Consider the following 18,773-nt stretch of genomic DNA (forward strand, 5'->3'; position numbering starts at 1 on the left):
CCTTTCACGCTTTTGTTAGTCGCTTCACAATTTTTGCAATATCATACGCAGCACGTTCTATTTGTTCCAACGTATTTCCATATCCAAAGCTAAAACGGACAGAAGAACGAATACGCTCGGAATCATTTCCGTACATCGCTACTAACACATGTGACGGATCAATTGAGCCAGCCGTACATGCTGATCCGCTTGATGCAGCAATACCTGCTAAATCTAAATTGACAAGCAATGCTTCTACATTTGTTCCGAAAAACACAACATTCAATACATGTGGCAAGCGATTTGTTTCATGACCGTTGACCGCGTAATGAATGCCTTCTCGTTCAAATGTCGCAAGCATAGTACGTTGAAATTGCTCATACAACGTTCTTTTTTCAGCCATTGTTTGTTGTGCGAGTTCAGCTGCTTTTTGCAATCCGACAATGCCTGGTACGTTTTCTGTCCCTGCACGTCGCTTTCGTTCTTGTTCTCCCCCGTATATGTGTGGTGTAAGACGAACACCTTCACGTACGTATAAAAAGCCTACTCCTTTTGGTCCGTTCACTTTATGGCTAGATACGGAAAGTAAATCAATGCCGAGTTCACCTACATGAATCGGAACGAGACCATATGCTTGTACCGCATCTGTATGAAAATACGCATCATGGTCGCGAAGTAATTGGCCAATGTCGTGAATCGGTTGCAATACGCCTGTTTCGTTGTTACCAAACATAATGGATACAATAATTGTATCATCGCGCAAAGCACTTTTTACTTGTTCAACTGAAATCATACCATGCTCATCCACAGGCAAATACGTCACATCAAATCCTTGCTTTTGTAAAAATTTGCACGTATTTAATACGGCGTGATGTTCGACAGACGTTGTAATGATGTGTCGTCCTTTTTCGCGATTCGCCATCGCCACACCAATGATCGCTAAATTATCCGCCTCTGTCCCACCGCTTGTAAAAATGATTTCGTTTGCTTTTGCTCCAACCGTTTTTGCAATCGTCTCCCGTGCCTCATCAAGTGCTCGGCGACTTTCACGCCCGAACGAATGAATGCTTGATGGGTTGCCGAAATATGTTGTCATGTACGGTATCATTGCTTCCACGACTTGCGGATGGACAGGAGACGTTGCTGCGTGATCTAAATAAATGCGCTCCAAATACATTCTCCTTTCTTAAATGTAAAACATATATGCATCACCATGGTCGTCTGTATGGCTTGCTAAGTCTTCTAGCGTCGTGCTATCTAACACTTCTTTTACCGCATCGCGAATGCGCATCCATAGTTCACGCTTCGCTGGTTCTTCATCTTCGAGTTCTTCAACGACTTGCAACGGTCCTTCCAACACACGAATGACATCACCTGCTGTAATGTTTGACGGTTCATCTGCTAAAATATAACCGCCATACGCTCCACGAATACTTTTTACTAAACCAGCATTTCGCAATGGGGAAATGAGTTGTTCTAAATAATGCTCGGATAAATTGTTCATTTGAGCAATCGATTTTAATGAAATCGGTCCCTCTCCATATCGTTTAGCCAACTCAATCATAATCGTTAAACCGTATCGACCTTTTGTAGATATTTTCAAACGAATCATCCCCTCATCAACTGTCAAAAGAAACACAAGCCATTATAACATAAAAATGCGAAACAAAGGAACGTTACTGCTTTTTTCGTTCGTTTAGCCGTTCGTACACATGAGCGAGCTGTTTTTCTTCTCCGTTTTGTTTCGGTTGATAATATTGCACTCCGATTAAGTCATTAGGCAAGTATTGTTGTGCCACCCAACTGTACGGATAATCGTGCGGATATTTATATCCTACTCCACGACCAAGAAGTGTGGCGCCTTTATAATGGGCATCTTGTAAATGAAGCGGAATAGATTGGCCTTTGCCGCTCCGCACATCCATTAGCGCTTGATCGATTGCCTTATAGGCGCTATTTGATTTCGGCGATAAACACATGTCGATCGTCACGACTGAAAGTGGAATGCGCGCTTCTGGCATACCGAGACGTTCGGCTGCTTCGATCGCACTCATCACTTTCACTCCGATCAGTGGATTCGCTAACCCAATATCTTCATAAGCAATGACCGCAAGACGACGACAAACAGCGGTAAGATCTCCTCCTTCAAGCAGTCGTGCCAAATAATGAAGCGCAGCATCAACATCGCTACCACGAATGCTTTTTTGAAAAGCGGAGAGTAAAGAATAATACGTATCTCCTTGTTTATCATACGTCAATGCCCTTTTTTCTACACAAAACGAAACGGTATGTAAATCTACGACGGCGCATTGATCGTCTTGCTTCGTTGCATATACCACTTCCTCCAACAACGTTAACGCTGTGCGCGCATCACCGTTTGCCCCTTCTGCAATCATAGACAGCGCCTCATCGCTAATTTCAACGTGCCAATGACCTAATCCTCGTTCGCGATCCGCTAAAGCGCGGCGTAATAACTCGATCGTCTTCTCTTTTGTCAATGGCTGCAATTGTTTCATTTGCCCTAGACGACTTCGAATAGCAGGGTTAATTGAATGAAACGGATTTTCAGTCGTTGCTCCAATAAGCGTAATCAAGCCGTTTTCGACATGTGGCAATAAATAGTCTTGCTGCGCTTTTGTGAAACGATGAATTTCATCAATAAATAAAATGACGTTACCTTCAAAGCGAGCATCTGCCACAATTTCTTCGATTTCTTTTTTTCCTGCCGTTGTCGCATTTAGCGTATAAAACGGACGTTGCATCGTTCCAGCAATCGCATAAGCGAGCGATGTTTTGCCAACGCCAGGCGGTCCGTAAAGCAACAACGATGGCACATAGCCATTTTTAATCATTCGATATAATGCTGTATGTGAACCAATGACATCGTCTTGTCCGATGACTTCATCGATCGTGCGTGGACGCATACGATAAGCAAGCGGCTCTTGAGCAAACAACATTTTTTCTCACCTCACAATGCTAGCGCTGCACGTAAGGCAGGAACAAACTGGCACATATTACTATGTTGTAAATATAAAAGAAACGCATCAATAATCGCTTTTCGCGGTTCATCTCGTTCTACTTCTGTTTTTAATTGTTTTAGTAGCTCCACGATATCATGATCACCTGCTTCTTCGATCATCTCCTCAATAAGCACAAGTGCACGTGTTTTTTCCGCTTGAGCATCGTGACTAAGGAGCGGTATGGCGTGCTGTAAACTGTCGACAAGAGTATCAAGTCGCTCGATTAAAAAAGGGGCTAATCGTTGAAAAGGAAACGGCTTTTGTTCAAAAAGGGCAAAAAATAAATATTCTTTTAACATGCCATTTAACATCACAGCACAATCAAGTACATACGGACGAATACGCTCCCCGTATACATCTATGAGTGATTGAACGTACCAGTCAAATAAATGGGAACGAATACGTAAAACGAGCGCATGAACGTCTTCGCTAACTTTTTGTGCATGATCGCCCATATGCATTTGCACAATTTCTTTATGTTGCTCAAACGCTTCAATTTGTAGAGAAAGTTGCTTTAAAAATTTTTCACGTGCCGTTAACGAACGATCAGAAGCGATACGTGCAAATTGTTGAAACAGCTGATCGTAATGATATTGAAAAATTGACAATACAATTTCCTCTTTTGACTTAAAGTAATTGTATAGCGATCCTTTTGCTAACTGGCTATGCTCAGCAATTTCTTGCATCGTTGTGGCGTGATATCCTTTTTCAGCAAACAGTTTCATCGCCACTTCAATAATTTGCTCTTTTCTGCTCACTCGACCTCATCCTTATTGTTCATTTCTCGTTCTATTATAACATAACAGGCTGACCGAATTTCAGTCAGCCTGTTATCCATTATGCTTGTCGTTCTTTTTTCGCTTGACGGAAGAAAAATAGTTCATATACAACAGGAACGAGAATTAACGTTAATAACGTTGATGACGTCAATCCACCGATGACCGTAATCGCTAATCCTTTGGAAATGAGCGTTCCCGATGATTTCGTAAGCGCAAGCGGAATGAGTGCGGCAACCGTCGCAAATGCTGTCATTAAAATTGGACGTAAGCGTGTTTTTCCTGCTTCAATGAGCGCTTGACGAATCGTCATTCCTTTTTGCTCACGATTTTGCCCGATGCGGTCAACGAGAACGATCGCATTCGTTGTAACAATTCCAATGAGCATGAGTAAACCGATCATAACGCTGACAGACATCGGTTCATTCGCGATAAATAAGCCGAGCAACGAGCCGATTGGAACGAATACAAGCGATGATAAAATAATAAACGGTATGCGCGCTTTTCCGAACGTAATAAGCATCGTAATATACACAAGCCCAATGGCTACAACCATCGCTAAACCGAGTTGTTGGAACGTTTCTACCGTTTCATCACTTCCACCGCCGCCTTCAAATGAGACGTCTTTTGGTAAATCAATTTCTTTTTTCACGCCATTGATGACATCTTGTGTGACTTTTTGAATGTTGTCACCAACGACTTGAGCTGACACACGTGCGAACACTTTTCCGTCCAATTTTTGAATCGATGTAAATGTATCGACTTCTTGCACATCTGCCAATTGTTTTACTGGCACTGGACCGAACTTTGTGAAAATAAGTGTGTTTTCTAACTCTTCTATCGATGCCATTTGTTTATCATACGACAATTGTACCGTCCGTTCTTCATCGTCTAACGTCAACGTACCGACTTGAACCGGACGAGTTTGATCGGCGATTGTACCGAGAATTTGAAATCCTGATACACCGTATTCCATTGCTTTGTTCGTATCAATGTTAACGACGACTTGCTTTTGTTTATCTGTAAAGTTATTTGTGACATATTTCAAATCGTCGCGCGTCTTTAAGTACGCTTCTACATCTTTCGCTGCCTGTTGTAACGCATTTAAGTTCGTCGAGTACAAGTCAATATTTACGTTATTGTTTGACGGCGGCCCGCCTGTTTGCAACTCTTGAACACCGATTTTTGCACCTTTTACTTCCGTTTGAGCGATCGTTTCCATTTCTTTTTCTAACGTTTTAATAAATGCGCTCACGTTCGTGTCTTCTTTCAACGTGATAAAATAGTTCGCTTGGTTTTTCCGCTTTAATCCGCTACGGAAATCGCGGCTACCGATTCCTGCAGTAACTTCTTCAATCTCCTTCATTGAAGCAAACATATTTTCAATTTTCAACGATACATCGTTCGTTTTTTCTAATGGAGTAGACGATGGAAGTTCGACGGCAGCGATTAACGATTTTTGTTCTTCGTTTGGAATAAATGTAAAGCCTAACTTCGGTACAATAGCGAATGAACTACCGAGCAATAAAACAGACAAAAACAAGACTGTTTTTTTATGATTCAACGCCCATTCAATCGCTCTACCGTAAGCTCGTTGCAATGCCCCTTCTTTTTCTTCTGGCGGCACTTTTTTAAACGAAAATTTCGCTAAAATTGGAACGATCGTAATGGCAACAACGAGCGACATTAAAAGCGAAAACACAATCGTTAACGCAAATGGTAAGAAAAACTCACCTGTCACACCACCAACAAGGCCGAGAGGTAAAAACACAACGACTGTTGTAATGGTCGACGATGTAATTGCCTTCAAAATTTCTTTCGTTGAGTCTTCAACAAGTTCATCTGTCATCCCCGTTTTCGATTTGCGCACGCGTCGGAAAATGTTTTCGATAACAACGATGCTGTCGTCAACTACTCGCCCGACCGCAACCGCCATTCCACCTAACGTCATAATGTTTAAAGAAATATCCATCCGCTGTAAGAAAATAGATGCGACTAATAATGAAAGTGGAATGGAAACAATTGCAATGATCGTTGCACGCACGTTTCTTAAAAAGACAAGCACTGCGATGGATGCAAACAATGCACCGAGCAATCCTTCTCTCACAAGCGTTTCAACGGACTTTTTAATTCCTTCAGCAGAATCAAATCCTATGGCATAGTCGATTTTGTCTTTATATTTGTCAAGCACGTTTAGCACTTTCTCCGCCACTTCAACCGTGTTCGCATCTTGCTTTTTCGTAATAGCCATTGATAAAGATGGTTTTAAGTTGTAGCGTGTAATTTCTCCTTGTTCTTTCACTGCTTCAATCGTTGCAACATCTTTTAACGTAATTTTTGCAGAAGCTTGCTGGCCACTTGCTGGTGCCCCTGGTGATGCGTTCATCATTGGCGAAGACAACGGTAAATTTTCAAGTTGTTTTATCGTTTCAATTTTTTGTTGTACGCGAATCGGAATTTGTACCGTTTCTGTTTGAACATTTCCAGCAGGGAACGCTAAAAACTTTTCATTAATTTGTTCTTTAATTTGCGTTAAACTTAAGCCATACTGTAATGCTTTTTGTTTATCAACTGTAATTTGAACAATGTCTTCTTCCATTCCACCGACAGAAATGGAGTTAATGCCATTAATTTTTTTCAACTCTGGAATAATTGTATCATCTAACAACTGCTGTACGTTCGTATCCCCTTTTGCAAACAAAGAAATGTTATAAATCGGGAACGTACCAAACGAGAACCGATTCACTTTTGTTTGCACGTTTTCTGGTAAATTGGCCTCTTTCATTAGCGATTCAACTTGTCGTTCAACTTCGTCCATATCCGTGTTGAACGGAAACTCTAGGTTAATAATGGAAATACTTTCAAATGATGTACTCTGAAGCTTCTTCACCCCTTCGATTGCTTTAAACTTTTCCTCTAACTTTGTCGTCACTTGCTCGTTCATATCTTCTGGTGAAGCGCCTGGATAAATGACTTCCACAGATAGTTGTGGAAACTCAATATTTGGCAACAAATCGACTTTTAAAGAAGAAAATGAATATAGTCCGCCTAATATGAGTAGAAATGAAATAATAAATACGGCGACCGCATTTTTTAAACTAAACCTCGTTAAAAAGTTCATCCCGCTCTTCCTTTCTTTCTCAAAATATGACCAAACAGTCGTTTTATTACGACCATACAGTCACATTTTCACTATAATTCAATTTCCTTTCCTTTGCAACTAATAATGTGCTATAAAGAAGCGCAAAGGATTTTTTCCCTTGCGCTTATTGTTGATCCACACGTTGAATCGGAATGTCTTTTAATAATTGTTGTATGACATGTGCAGCCATAATGAGACCTGCAACAGATGGAACGAACGCATTCGATGACGGCGGCATTTTCGCCTTGCGAATCGTTGCTTCATCGTTTCCTACTTCTTTGCGAACGTCTTCTCGAATGACGATTGGGCTTTCATCTGAGAAAACAACGGTAATACCTTTTTTAATTCCTTCTTTTCGCAATCTTGTGCGAATGACTTTTGCAATCGGATCCGTATGCGTTTTTGAAATATCAGCGATACGAAAGCGAGTTGGATCCATTTTATTTGCTGCTCCCATACTTGAAATGATTGGAATATTGCGTTCTAAACATTGTTTCATTAAATGGATTTTATACGAAATTGTATCCGATGCATCAATGATATAGTCAATGTCATACGAAAAAATTTGTTCGTACGTTTCTTCCGTGTAAAACATTTTTAACGCAATCACTTCACACGCTGGATTAATGTCAGCAATGCGCTCTTTCATCACTTCCACCTTCGGACGTCCGACAGTTGACAATAAGGCATGAATTTGACGATTGATGTTTGTAATGTCAATATCATCTTTGTCAATTAAAATAAGACGTCCAACGCCTGAGCGAGCAAGCGCCTCGACTGCGAACGAGCCGACACCACCGATACCGAGAATCGCAACGGTACTTTCACTTAGTCGTTTTAATCCGTCTTTTCCGATCGCAAGTTCGTTACGAGAAAATTGATGTAACATGTTTTTCCTCCTAATATGTAAGTATTTCAATCGGATATACATGCATTATGGCACAAAAAAAGCCTCAACGTAAAGCATGTTCTTTACGTCAAGGCTTTATTCGTTTTTGTTGCTTAAGTCCCAATCGTGCCGTCGCTGATGGCCTTTGTTTTGAACCCGCTCTCTCACAGGTGGGTGCCCTGTTTCAAGCTTATGTACGTCCTCGGTATGTAAATGAGGCATGTACGCCACCTGAAAACCCGGACTCCCGTATCACACATTGTTCGGTCAAAACAATAGGTGATACGACAAACACATCAGGACTTGTTGTTACTTGTATGTTAGCATACTTCGCATGCATTTGCAACGTTACAAATTTAGTCTACTTTTTGAACGCCCTTCACTTGTAAATGCAATTCATCTAATTGCGCTTCACTTACTGCGCTTGGTGCTTCTGTTAACAGACAGCTAGCACTTGCTGTTTTCGGAAAGGCGATCGTATCACGCAAGTTAGAACGACCCGCTAGCAACATAACAAGACGGTCTAATCCAAGGGCAATTCCACCGTGCGGAGGTGTACCGTATTCAAACGCTTCAAGCAAAAAGCCAAACTGTTCTCGCGCTTGTTCTTCAGTAAAACCGAGCGTTTTAAACATTTTTTCTTGTATATCGCGCTCGAAAATACGGAGCGATCCTCCACCTAACTCATATCCGTTTAACACAAGATCATACGCTTGTGCACGAACGCTTGCTGGATCTGTTTCAAATTTTGGCACATCTTCACGAACAGGCATTGTAAACGGATGATGTGCCGCATAATAGCGACCTTCTTCTTCATCGTACTCAAAAAGCGGCCAGTCTGTAATCCATAAGAAATGAAACGCTGATTCGTCAATTAACTTCAAATCTTTTCCTAATTTTAAGCGCAACGCACCGAGCGCATCTGCCACGACTGATTTCTTATCAGCAACAAATAACAACAAATCACCTGTTTCTGTCTCAAGCGTTTGCATCATTTGCTTTTGCTCATCTTCATTAAAAAACTTCGCGATTGGCCCTTTTAGTCCATCGTTTTCAACTTTCAACCAAGCTAATCCTTTTGCCCCGTAGCGAGCGACATATTCTGTTAACGCATCAATATCTTTGCGAGAATATTTGTCCGCTGCGCCTTTGACGTTGATCGCCTTCACTTGTCCACCGTTTTGCACTGCACTGGCGAACACTTTAAAGCCACAATCTTTCACTTGCTCAGATAGATCGACAAGCTCAAGTCCAAAGCGCGTATCTGGCTTGTCCGAGCCGAAGCGAGCGATCGCTTCATCATATGACATGCGCGGAAATGGAATAGAAATGTCGATACCTTTTGCGACTTTCATGACGCGCGCCATCATTCGCTCAATCATTGCTAAAATATCGTCTTGACTCATAAATGATGTTTCAATATCGACTTGTGTAAATTCTGGTTGACGGTCAGCACGTAAATCTTCATCGCGGAAACAACGAGCAATTTGATAGTATCGTTCAAAGCCAGCGACCATTAATAGTTGTTTAAAAATTTGTGGTGATTGTGGCAACGCATAAAACTCGCCTGGATGTACACGGCTTGGCACTAAGTAATCGCGTGCTCCTTCTGGCGTACTTTTCGTTAAGATTGGCGTTTCTACTTCTAAAAACCCTTCTTCATCTAAAAAGTCGCGAATTGCTTTCGTTACTTGATGACGCAATTGAAACGTTTGAAACATGACGGGACGACGCAAATCTAAATAACGATATTTTAAGCGCACATCTTCCGATACGTCCGTTTTGTCCGAAATCGGAAACGGCGGTGTTTTCGCTTCACTTAAAATCGCCACGTGCGTTGCATGTACTTCAACTGTTCCTGTCGGTAAATTTGGGTTCACTTGCCCTTCTTCACGTTGAACGACCGTTCCTTCTACGTCTAACACGTATTCGCTGCGAATCGTTTCTGCGACTTGCAACGCCTCTTTCGACACATCTGGGCTAAACACAATTTGAACAATGCCTGTGCGGTCGCGCAAGTCAATGAAAATAAGCCCTCCTAGGTCGCGACGCTTTTGCACCCATCCTTTCAAGCGCACCGTTTGACCAATCGCTGTATCTGTTACTTCTCCACAGTAATGCGTCCTTCCGAACATACTTTCCCCTCCTATTGCAATACGTTTTTCATATGTGAAACAAATATGTCAAGGGATACTTCTTGCTGTTCCCCTGTTGCCATATGTTTGACGTTAATGACACCCTTTTGCAATTCATCTTCGCCTAAAATAGCAACGTATGCCGCATGCAAACGATCGGCTGCTTTCAGCTGTGCTTTTACTTTTCGATCTTGATAATCTTTTTCTGCCGCGATGCCTTCTTGACGAAGGGCAGCGACGAGAGCAACCGCTTCTTCTTTTGCTTGTTCTCCTAATGCCACAACATAACAGTCAATTCCTTCTGAAATCGGTAATGAAATACCCTCAGCCTCTAATGCAGCAAGCAAGCGCTCAATGCTTAAAGCGAATCCGATACCTGGCGTTTCAGGCCCGCCAATTTCTTGAACGAGACCGTTATAACGTCCACCACCGCATAATGTCGTAATGGCTCCAAATCCTTCTGCCTCACTCATAATTTCAAACGCTGTATGATTGTAATAATCTAGACCACGTACAAGCCGAGGATCGACTTCAAATGCGATGCCAAGCTTTTGTAAATACATTTGCACTTTTTCAAAATATGTGCGCGACTGTTCATTTAAGTAATCAAGAATCGACGGAGCTGTGCGCATAAGTTCGTGGTCGCGATCTTTTTTACAGTCTAAAATACGCATCGGATTTTTATGTAACCGCGCTTGGCAATCATCGCAAAACTCATGAATGCGAGGTTGGAAATGATCGATGAGCGCTTGTCGGTGCGCTTTTCTACTTTCAACATCGCCTAAACTATTGATCACAAGTTTCAGTTTTTTCAGTCCAAGTGAGCGATATATATCCATCGCTAAAGCAATGACTTCAGCGTCAATCGCTGGATCGTTACTTCCGAGCGCTTCGACACCAAATTGGACAAACTGACGAAAACGCCCTGCTTGCGGACGTTCGTAACGGAACATCGGCCCCATGTAATACAGTTTCACCGGTTGATTCGGATATCCGTACATTTTATTTTCAACAAATGAACGGACGACCGCTGCTGTTCCTTCTGGACGAAGCGTTAAACTGCGACCGCCACGATCTTCAAACGTGTACATTTCTTTTTGAACAATATCCGTTGTATCGCCGACACCGCGTAAAAATAGTTCCGTATGTTCAAAAATTGGCGTACGAATTTCTTGATAGTTATAACGCCGACAAAGTTCACGCGCAATTTGTTCAATATATTGCCATTTTGCCGCTTGTTCTGGCAAAATGTCTTGCGTCCCGCGCGGAATTTGAAATGACATATCATTCCCTCCTTTAGTTTTTATGCAAACAAAAATCTCCCACCCCTAATAAATTAGGGACGAGAGATGAATTCCCGTGGTGCCACCCTAGTTGAAGCGCATGCTTCCACTTTCATCCGATAACGCTCGGAAAGCGTTCTCTCCTACTAACGATCGCGCGTTCAAAGAGAAACCTACGGAGTGTTCGTTCGTTAAGTCATCATGGAGAAATGCTTCCAGCCTACGGCATTTCCTCTCTGGCCATGTGTACTCTTAACTACTTTTCTCCATCATCGGCGAGATGTTGAATTTTCTTTTATATTACGTACGAACAAACCATTTGTCAAGACGACCTTTATTTTTCGAAATAACGAAGCAATCCGCTACAAATCGCTTCTATCGCTGCCTGTTGATATGTTGGGGATACGACGAACAGTTCCTCATTCGGATTGCTTAAATAGCCGAGCTCAAGCAATACAGAAGGACGGCTATTTTCGCGCAAAACATGATAGTTTCCTACACGAACCCCACGTTGCTGAATGCCTGTTAAGCGACTGAGGGGATCAAAAAGCGCATCTGCAAGCGACCGATCGATTGATTTATAGTAATATACCGTTAATCCGCTCGCCGTGCGATTTAACGCGCTGTCGTAATGAATGCTAATGAACGCATCTGCTTTATTGTTCGTAGCTATTTGTACTCGCTCACTTAACGATAAAAATCGATCATCTGACCGCGTTAAAATGACGTTAACCCCCATTTGTTTCAGTTTTTCGCTTAGCAACAGCACGGTCTGTAACGTTAACATTTTTTCAATTGTTCCATTGACACCCGTTGTCCCATAATCTTTGCCGCCGTGTCCTGCATCAATAACAACTGTTTTTCCTACTATTGTTTGATTTTGAGAGGGAGCGGATGTTTGCGTCACTTGAACGACCCATTCGGCTACATATCCGATCGTTTTGGCATCCACTTGAATGACATACCATTGCCCTTCTTTTCGAATGACTCCGAACTGATCACCACGTTTTGCTTTCGAAATCACAGGCGATTGGGTAGAAGGGGAAGAACGAATATTTGTATTGTCGTATAACATTTGAACATATGTATCGTATGTCATTTGTTCACTATTTTGCTCAGCATTTGCTACATACGCCCGATTCACCCATCCTTCTTTTCCTTCCCAGCGTACGTATATCCAATCACTTTGTGTCATCGTCGCCGTTCCTTTCTCGTTGCGGTTGACATAACCGATGACCGCATATGTCGTTCCTGGTCCTTTGCGAATACGTAAACCATCTACTTGGCATACGACAAGTTGTTGTATTTGTTTTTTCGCTTCAACCGATTCGTTTTGCATTTGAACGTATTTTCCATGCACCCAACCTGTTCGATTTGAGGCAAGCCGGATTTGTAGCCATTCTCCTCGCTTTTGAACGACAGCATATTGCTTTCCTTTTGCTACTTTTTCTTGTACCGCAAACGTAAATCCTGGGCCGGTACGGACATTGAGTTGGTTAACAGCTATGCGCACATTCATCGCTGCTTCCGCCGTTTGTACGATCAGTAACAAACAAAAAAAAACGAACAGTAACGTCATAAGCGATTTTTTCATGTTGCAAATCCCCCTACGTTGTCAATGGTCGCTACTTTATTTCTTCACAAACAAAAAAAATCCTTCTTTGAATGAAAAGGTAGAAAAATTGGGAATAATACGAACGATATTTGACGCGAAAGGAGCTTAATGATGCGCCATAGTGAAAAAGGGGAATTTATTCATTCACAATCACCACTTATGCACGTCGATTTTCATGCATTTGTTCAAAAAGAAAGCGAGCTCACATCGTTCGAACTCGCTTCTGAATTTGGGCTTACTCTTCGTGATGTACAAAAAATAAAAAAATATTTAGCACGAGGATAAAAAAAACCGAGCTCGTCCACATGCGAGCGCGGTTTTTATTTGCTTTCAACAATTAATGTCACCGGTCCAACGTTTGTCAGCTCCACATCCATCATTGCACCAAATACACCTGTTTCTATGTGAATTCCTTTTTGGCGTAATTGCTCATTAAACGCCTCATAAATATGTTTCGCGTGCTCTGGTTTTGCCGCATCCATAAAATTTGGTCTTCGTCCTTTGCGACAGTCTCCGTACAACGTAAATTGTGAAATCGATAAAATCGAGCCCCCTACATCTAAAAGGGAAAGGTTCATTTTACCGTGTTCATCTTCAAATATGCGCAAATGAGCAATTTTGTCGGCAACAAATGCCGCATCCTCCTCCGTATCATCATGAGTAATGCCAACTAACAATACAAGCCCGAAATCAATTTTCCCGACCACTTCGCCAGCTACTGTTACTTTTGCATGTTTTGCTCGCTGAACAACGACTCTCATTGCGTCAACCCTTTCTAGTTCATAATCCGTCTCACTGAATAAATGTCTGGAATTTGTTTAATGCGTTCCACTACTTTTTGAAGATGGCTCACATTATGAATAAAAATCGTCATATGAATCGTCGCCATTTTGTTGCGATGATCTGTTCTTCCAGAAACAGCAGAAATGTTCGTTTTCGTCTCATTGACAGCTTGCAATACTTCATTAAGCAAGCCACGTCGATCATATCCAGTAATTTCAATATCGACTGTATATTCACGCTGGCAGTTTGCGCTGCTCTCCCATTGAACAGGAATGAGTCGCTCTCTTGCTTCTTCTGCGAGTACATTCGGGCAATCGGCACGATGAACCGAAACACCGCGTCCTTTTGTAATAAAACCGATAATTTCATCACCAGGCACCGGATTACAACAGCGCGACAAACGAATAAGTAAATTATCTACTCCTTCGACGCATACCCCAAAATCGCGCTTTTTCATTGGGGTAATGGTCTTTGCCTCTTGGAGCATGTCCGACAAACGTTTCGCTTGCTCTTCTAAATCGCGTTGTTTTCGCCACTTTTCTGTTAAACGATGCGCGACTTGGGCAGCTGTAATGCCGTTATATCCTACAGCCGCATACATATCTTCTTCATTAGCAAAGTTAAATTTTTCTGCCACCCGCTTCATATTTTCAACGGTGAGCACTTCTTTGACATCAAAACCCATGTTGCGAATTTCTTTTTCAACAAGCTCTTTCCCTTTTTCCACATTTTCTTCCCGGCGTTGCTTTTTGAAAAATTGGCGAATTTTATTTTTCGCATGCGATGTTTGTGCAATTTTTAACCAATCTTGACTCGGACCGTATGAATGATTGGACGTTAAAATTTCAACAATATCTCCAGTTTGTAGCGGGTGATCGAGCGGAACCATTTTTCCGTTTACTTTTGCCCCAATCGTTTTATTTCCGATTTCTGAGTGAATGCGATACGCAAAATCAATCGGCACTGAACCAGCTGGAAGCTCGATGACGTCACCTTTTGGTGTAAAAACAAACACCATGTCAGAAAATAAATCCATTTTTAACGTTTCGACAAACTCTTCTGCGTTGTTCGTTTCGTTTTGCCATTCTACAATTTCGCGAAACCATGATAGTTTTTCTTCAAATGTATTTGGGCGAATGGTCTTTCCTTCTTTATATGCCCAATGAGCAGCAATTCCAAATTCTGCGATATGGTGCATGTCGAACGTCCGAATTTGCACTTCAAGTGGCTCGCCTTTTGGACCGACAACGGTCGTATGAAGCGATTGGTACATATTCGGCTTCGGCATGGCAATATAATCTTTAAAACGCCCCGGCATCGGCTTCCAACATGTATGGATGATGCCAAGTACCGCATAACAGTCTTTAATACTTTCAACGATAATGCGTACAGCAAGCAAATCGTAAATTTCGTTAAATTGTTTATTTTGCAAAACCATTTTGCGATAAATGCTATAAATATGCTTCGGACGTCCAGAAATTTCAGCTTGAATACCGACTTCATGCAACCGTGTACGCATTTCTTGAATGACTTCTTCTAAATATTGCTCACGTTCCGCCCGCTTTTTTTTCATTAAATTGACGATGCGATAATATTGTTGCGGGTTCAAATAACGAAGGGCTGTATCTTCAAGCTCCCATTTGATTTTTGAAATTCCAAGTCGATGCGCGAGTGGAGCGAAAATTTCAAGCGTTTCATTCGCAATGCGGCGTTGCTTTTCAATCGGCAAATGTTTTAACGTGCGCATATTGTGCAAACGGTCCGCCAACTTAATTAAAATGACGCGTATATCTTGCGCCATCGCCAAAAACATTTTGCGATGATTTTCTGCTTGTTGTTCTTCATGTGATTTATATTTAATTTTTCCGAGCTTCGTTACACCATCAACGAGCATCGCTACTTCTTTTCCAAATTCTCTTTCTAAATCTTCTTTCGTCACATGTGTATCTTCGACGACATCATGCAAAAATCCAGCTGCAATTGTCGCAGGGTCCATTTCTAAGTCAACTAAAATACCTGCTACTTGAATCGGATGAATGATATACGGTTCTCCTGACTTCCGATATTGCTCACGATGTGCTTCTTTCGCAAACTTATATGCCCGTTCGATAAACTGTACGTCGTCTTCCGACAAATAACGGCTCGCCTTTTCAATGACTTGTTCTGCCGTTAATACTTGTTCATTTGCCATGCAATCACCTTTTATTTTAAACGTATTTACAATATTATCATGAAAATTTTTTCAAATGTAAAGAGCAACATGCGAAAAAGAGGAGCGTTGTGCCCCTCCTTCATTAAAATTGCATTAACGTTAAAATATCGTATCCTTTTAATTTTTCGCGACCTTCTAAATACGTTAACTCAATTAAAAATGCAATGCCTGCAACAACACCACCGAGCTGTTCAACAAGCTTAATCGTCGCCTCGATCGTACCACCGGTTGCTAATAAATCGTCTGTAATAAGGACGCGCTGTCCTGGTTTAATCGCATCTTTGTGCATCGTTAATACATCCTTGCCGTATTCTAAACCGTATTCGACACGAATGACTTCGCGAGGCAGTTTTCCTTCCTTACGAACAGGAACAAATCCAACACCAAGCGCATAGGCAACTGGACAACCGATAATAAATCCGCGGGCTTCTGGTCCCACAACCACATCAATTTTCTTTTCACGTGCATAATTGACGATTTGATCTGTTGCGTATTTGTACACTTCCCCTTTGTCCATAATGGTTGTAATATCTTTAAATTGAATACCTGGTTTTGGGAAATCAGGAACAATCGTGACGTATTGTTTTAAATCCATTGATATTTTCCTCCTCATACAATGAATCAAACCAACGTTTCAGTTGGGAATAAGATGAGTATAAAAACATATGCTCAAGTTCGGCCTGCGCTTGCTTTAATCGGTAAGAAGGCGATTCTGTTAGATCCCGCTTTTGCACATGACGGGCTAAAGAGACGATCCCGTTTTCAATTGTAATAAATCCAAGCTCTTTAAACACTTGAATCATAAACAAAATCGTTTCTTTTGTCCACCCACGCGAGCGAGCCAAATCGTCAGCGTAACGCCGTACATCAAAAGGGCTACGCTTATGCAAAAAGGAATACAACCACTTAAAATGTTCACGCGTCGGCAACACACTAAAGAAGTGATTCTCCCTTTGATAGAATAACGCATAAATGCGTTCAGGTAAACTACAACTTAATAAAACTTTGACGATTTGCTGGGACGGAGGCAAATCAAGAAAAACGACATATTTTCCACTCACATCGATCGTCGCTTCTTGCTCGCTTAGTACATATACAATTTCGTCGGCATACGCCCCTAATTGCAGCACATCTACTGTATCGTGATGGAAAGCGATGAATAACCGTTTTTCTTTTGGAAGCGATGCCATGAACTTACTTGGATGACGAATATGGCGCATATCAAATAATTGCCATTCCTCCACAGCTACATCTTGAATCATTAACTGTGGTTTGCGAAAGTTATTCCATTCGTTAATGGCCAGTTCTCCGACGATCGAGAGACGAGCGTTCGGCGCAATTTCATCTCCAATATGCCCGAAGCCAAATCCGATCGCTTCTAATGTTTTTCCGTTTTCTGTTAATAACAATTTTAAGTGATTTTGATCTGTTCCAATTTTTCGTAACGTATCTAGTTGCACATGTTGGAAAAGGACGCGCGGTTTCGGATTTCCCATTCCAAACGGTGCAAGCCGATTCATTTGTTCAATTAATTCCAATGAAACATCACTAATCGAACAACGCAAATCGACATGCGTAACAGGAATAAAATGTTCTGCTGTCAGTTGTTGCTTCGCCGCTTCGTTTAGGCGACGACGTAATTCATCTACATTATGAAAAGAGAGCGTCATACCCGCAGCCATCGGATGTCCACCGAAATGAGGTAAAATGTCGCGACAGTTTGATAAATTCGCAAATAAGTCAAATCCCTCAATACTTCGCGCTGATCCTTTGGCTATCCCTTTTTCTTGATCAATGCTTAACACGATCGTTGGGCGATAAAACCTTTCGACTAAACGAGACGCCACAATGCCAATGACACCGACATTCCAGCCTTCTTTCGCTACAACTAACACGCGATCATCTCTATAATACTGCTCGACAAGTTGAATCGCTTCTTCCGTTATCTCGTTGACGAGTTGCTGACGTTCGCGATTCATCGCATCAATTTGCTCAGCCAGCATGTCCGCTTCATTTGCATCTGTCGTCAACAACAGCTGAACAGCTGGATCAGCGCAATCGAGACGTCCAGCGGCATTAATGCGCGGACCAATCATAAACGCAATCGTATCTTCCGTCACAGCTGTATAGGATACACCACATTGTTTACAAAGCGCTTGTAAACCGAGACGTTTCGTTTGGCGAAATTGTTCAATCCCTAATCGAGCAAGTAAATGATTTTCGTCTTGAAGCGGAACGAGATCAGCAATCGTTCCAATCGCGACAACGTCCAGCCATTCGTATGGCACGCGCCCGATGAGCGCATGAGCAAGCTTAAATGCTACTCCGACGCCCGCTAAATGTTTGAACGGATAGTTTGGACTAATTTTCGGATGAATCGTTGCATATGCTTCCGGCAATACCGGACCAGGCTCGTGATGGTCTGTAATAATTAAATCGATACCGAGCTGTTTGGCTACGTTGGCTTCATGTAAAGCAGAAATACCTGTATCAACTGTAATAATTAACGATACCCCTTGTTCCTTCGCAAATTTGAATGCTTGTTCATTTGGCCCATACCCTTCAGAAAAGCGATTCGGAATGTAAAAGGACACATTTGCTCCTTTTTCTCGTAATGCGCTGACCATCACAACAGTACTGCTTACGCCATCAGCGTCATAATCACCGAAAACAAGAATACGTTCGCCGTTTGTAATCGCTTTCTCTATTCGCTCGACCGCTTTTTCCATGTCGTTTAACAAAAATGGCGAGTGAAACGATTGCTTTCGTTCAAAAAAAGAACGAGCGGCTTCAACGGTATGATAGCCGCGGCCGACGAGCAATGAAGCAACGAGCGGAGCTATATGTAACGCTTGCGCAATCATTTGCACTTGTTGTTCGTTTACTTGTTTGATGTTCCAACGGGTTTTCGATGCTAACATATCATTCACCCCTCAACC

Annotated in this window: 14 protein-coding genes, 1 other RNA gene and 1 other annotated feature; of the genes, 1 reads left to right on the forward strand and 14 read right to left on the reverse strand. The window is 41.9% G+C overall.

The features are described 5' to 3' along the window. Nucleotides 1-4 precede the first annotated feature (4 nt). From HNQ84_RS05605 to HNQ84_RS05650, 10 genes are all read right to left on the reverse strand, one after another. Nucleotides 5-1,150: a cysteine desulfurase family protein gene (locus HNQ84_RS05605; protein ID WP_435621445.1), complete on the reverse strand. Its 1,146-nt coding sequence runs from the start codon at nt 1,148-1,150 to the stop codon at nt 5-7. A gap of 15 nt (nt 1,151-1,165) precedes the next feature. Further along, a complete protein-coding gene (gene cymR, locus HNQ84_RS05610) occupies nt 1,166-1,582 on the reverse strand; it encodes a cysteine metabolism transcriptional regulator CymR (RefSeq protein WP_032100512.1) in 417 nt (138 codons plus the stop codon). Nucleotides 1,583-1,655: 73 nt separating this feature from the next. Beyond that, nucleotides 1,656-2,936, reverse strand: a complete 1,281-nt coding sequence (locus HNQ84_RS05615; protein WP_435621446.1) for a replication-associated recombination protein A — start codon at nt 2,934-2,936, stop codon at nt 1,656-1,658. An 11-nt stretch (nt 2,937-2,947) separates the two neighbouring features. After that, nucleotides 2,948-3,757 carry a TetR/AcrR family transcriptional regulator gene (locus HNQ84_RS05620; RefSeq protein WP_435621447.1) on the reverse strand — a complete coding sequence of 270 codons (810 nt, stop codon included), beginning with the start codon at nt 3,755-3,757 and terminating at the stop codon, nt 2,948-2,950. Between the two features lie 79 nt (nt 3,758-3,836). Continuing rightward, nucleotides 3,837-6,896, reverse strand: coding sequence for an efflux RND transporter permease subunit (locus HNQ84_RS05625; protein WP_435621448.1), 3,060 nt, complete (start codon nt 6,894-6,896; stop codon nt 3,837-3,839). 145 nt (nt 6,897-7,041) lie between these two features. Further along, nucleotides 7,042-7,806, reverse strand: coding sequence for a tRNA threonylcarbamoyladenosine dehydratase (locus tag HNQ84_RS05630; RefSeq protein ID WP_435621449.1), 765 nt, complete (start codon nt 7,804-7,806; stop codon nt 7,042-7,044). Between the two features lie 113 nt (nt 7,807-7,919). Further along, nucleotides 7,920-8,112: non-coding RNA, 6S RNA (gene ssrS / locus HNQ84_RS05635), on the reverse strand. Between the two features lie 50 nt (nt 8,113-8,162). Continuing rightward, nucleotides 8,163-9,941, reverse strand: coding sequence for an aspartate--tRNA ligase (gene aspS / locus HNQ84_RS05640; RefSeq protein WP_435621450.1), 1,779 nt, complete (start codon nt 9,939-9,941; stop codon nt 8,163-8,165). Nucleotides 9,942-9,952: 11 nt separating this feature from the next. Next, nucleotides 9,953-11,224 (reverse strand): histidine--tRNA ligase, encoded by a 1,272-nt coding sequence (hisS, locus tag HNQ84_RS05645; RefSeq protein ID WP_435621451.1) that lies wholly within the window; start codon nt 11,222-11,224, stop codon nt 9,953-9,955. 52 nt (nt 11,225-11,276) lie between these two features. Beyond that, nucleotides 11,277-11,506, reverse strand: a binding site (T-box leader). 52 nt (nt 11,507-11,558) lie between these two features. Continuing rightward, nucleotides 11,559-12,818: an N-acetylmuramoyl-L-alanine amidase family protein gene (locus HNQ84_RS05650; protein WP_435621452.1), complete on the reverse strand. Its 1,260-nt coding sequence runs from the start codon at nt 12,816-12,818 to the stop codon at nt 11,559-11,561. A gap of 132 nt (nt 12,819-12,950) precedes the next feature. On the opposite strand from HNQ84_RS05650, the gene HNQ84_RS05655 reads away from it, so the two are divergent. Beyond that, nucleotides 12,951-13,124: a hypothetical protein gene (locus HNQ84_RS05655; RefSeq protein WP_183241150.1), complete on the forward strand. Its 174-nt coding sequence runs from the start codon at nt 12,951-12,953 to the stop codon at nt 13,122-13,124. Between the two features lie 35 nt (nt 13,125-13,159). On the opposite strand, the gene dtd is transcribed toward HNQ84_RS05655, so the two are convergent. The 4 genes from dtd to recJ form a co-directional block, all read right to left on the reverse strand. Then, nucleotides 13,160-13,600: a D-aminoacyl-tRNA deacylase gene (gene dtd, locus HNQ84_RS05660; RefSeq protein WP_435621453.1), complete on the reverse strand. Its 441-nt coding sequence runs from the start codon at nt 13,598-13,600 to the stop codon at nt 13,160-13,162. A gap of 14 nt (nt 13,601-13,614) precedes the next feature. Further along, nucleotides 13,615-15,813 (reverse strand): RelA/SpoT family protein, encoded by a 2,199-nt coding sequence (locus tag HNQ84_RS05665; RefSeq protein ID WP_435621454.1) that lies wholly within the window; start codon nt 15,811-15,813, stop codon nt 13,615-13,617. A 103-nt stretch (nt 15,814-15,916) separates the two neighbouring features. After that, nucleotides 15,917-16,429, reverse strand: a complete 513-nt coding sequence (locus HNQ84_RS05670; protein WP_003396235.1) for an adenine phosphoribosyltransferase — start codon at nt 16,427-16,429, stop codon at nt 15,917-15,919. Continuing rightward, complete coding sequence (recJ, locus tag HNQ84_RS05675; protein ID WP_435621455.1) at nt 16,395-18,755, reverse strand: single-stranded-DNA-specific exonuclease RecJ; 2,361 nt, start codon at nt 18,753-18,755, stop codon at nt 16,395-16,397. Before recJ ends, HNQ84_RS05670 begins: the two co-directional genes overlap by 35 nt. Nucleotides 18,756-18,773 lie beyond the last annotated feature (18 nt).

This window comes from Anoxybacillus eryuanensis, assembly GCF_051200995.1.
Taxonomy (GTDB): Bacteria; Bacillota; Bacilli; order Bacillales; family Anoxybacillaceae; genus Anoxybacillus; species Anoxybacillus tengchongensis.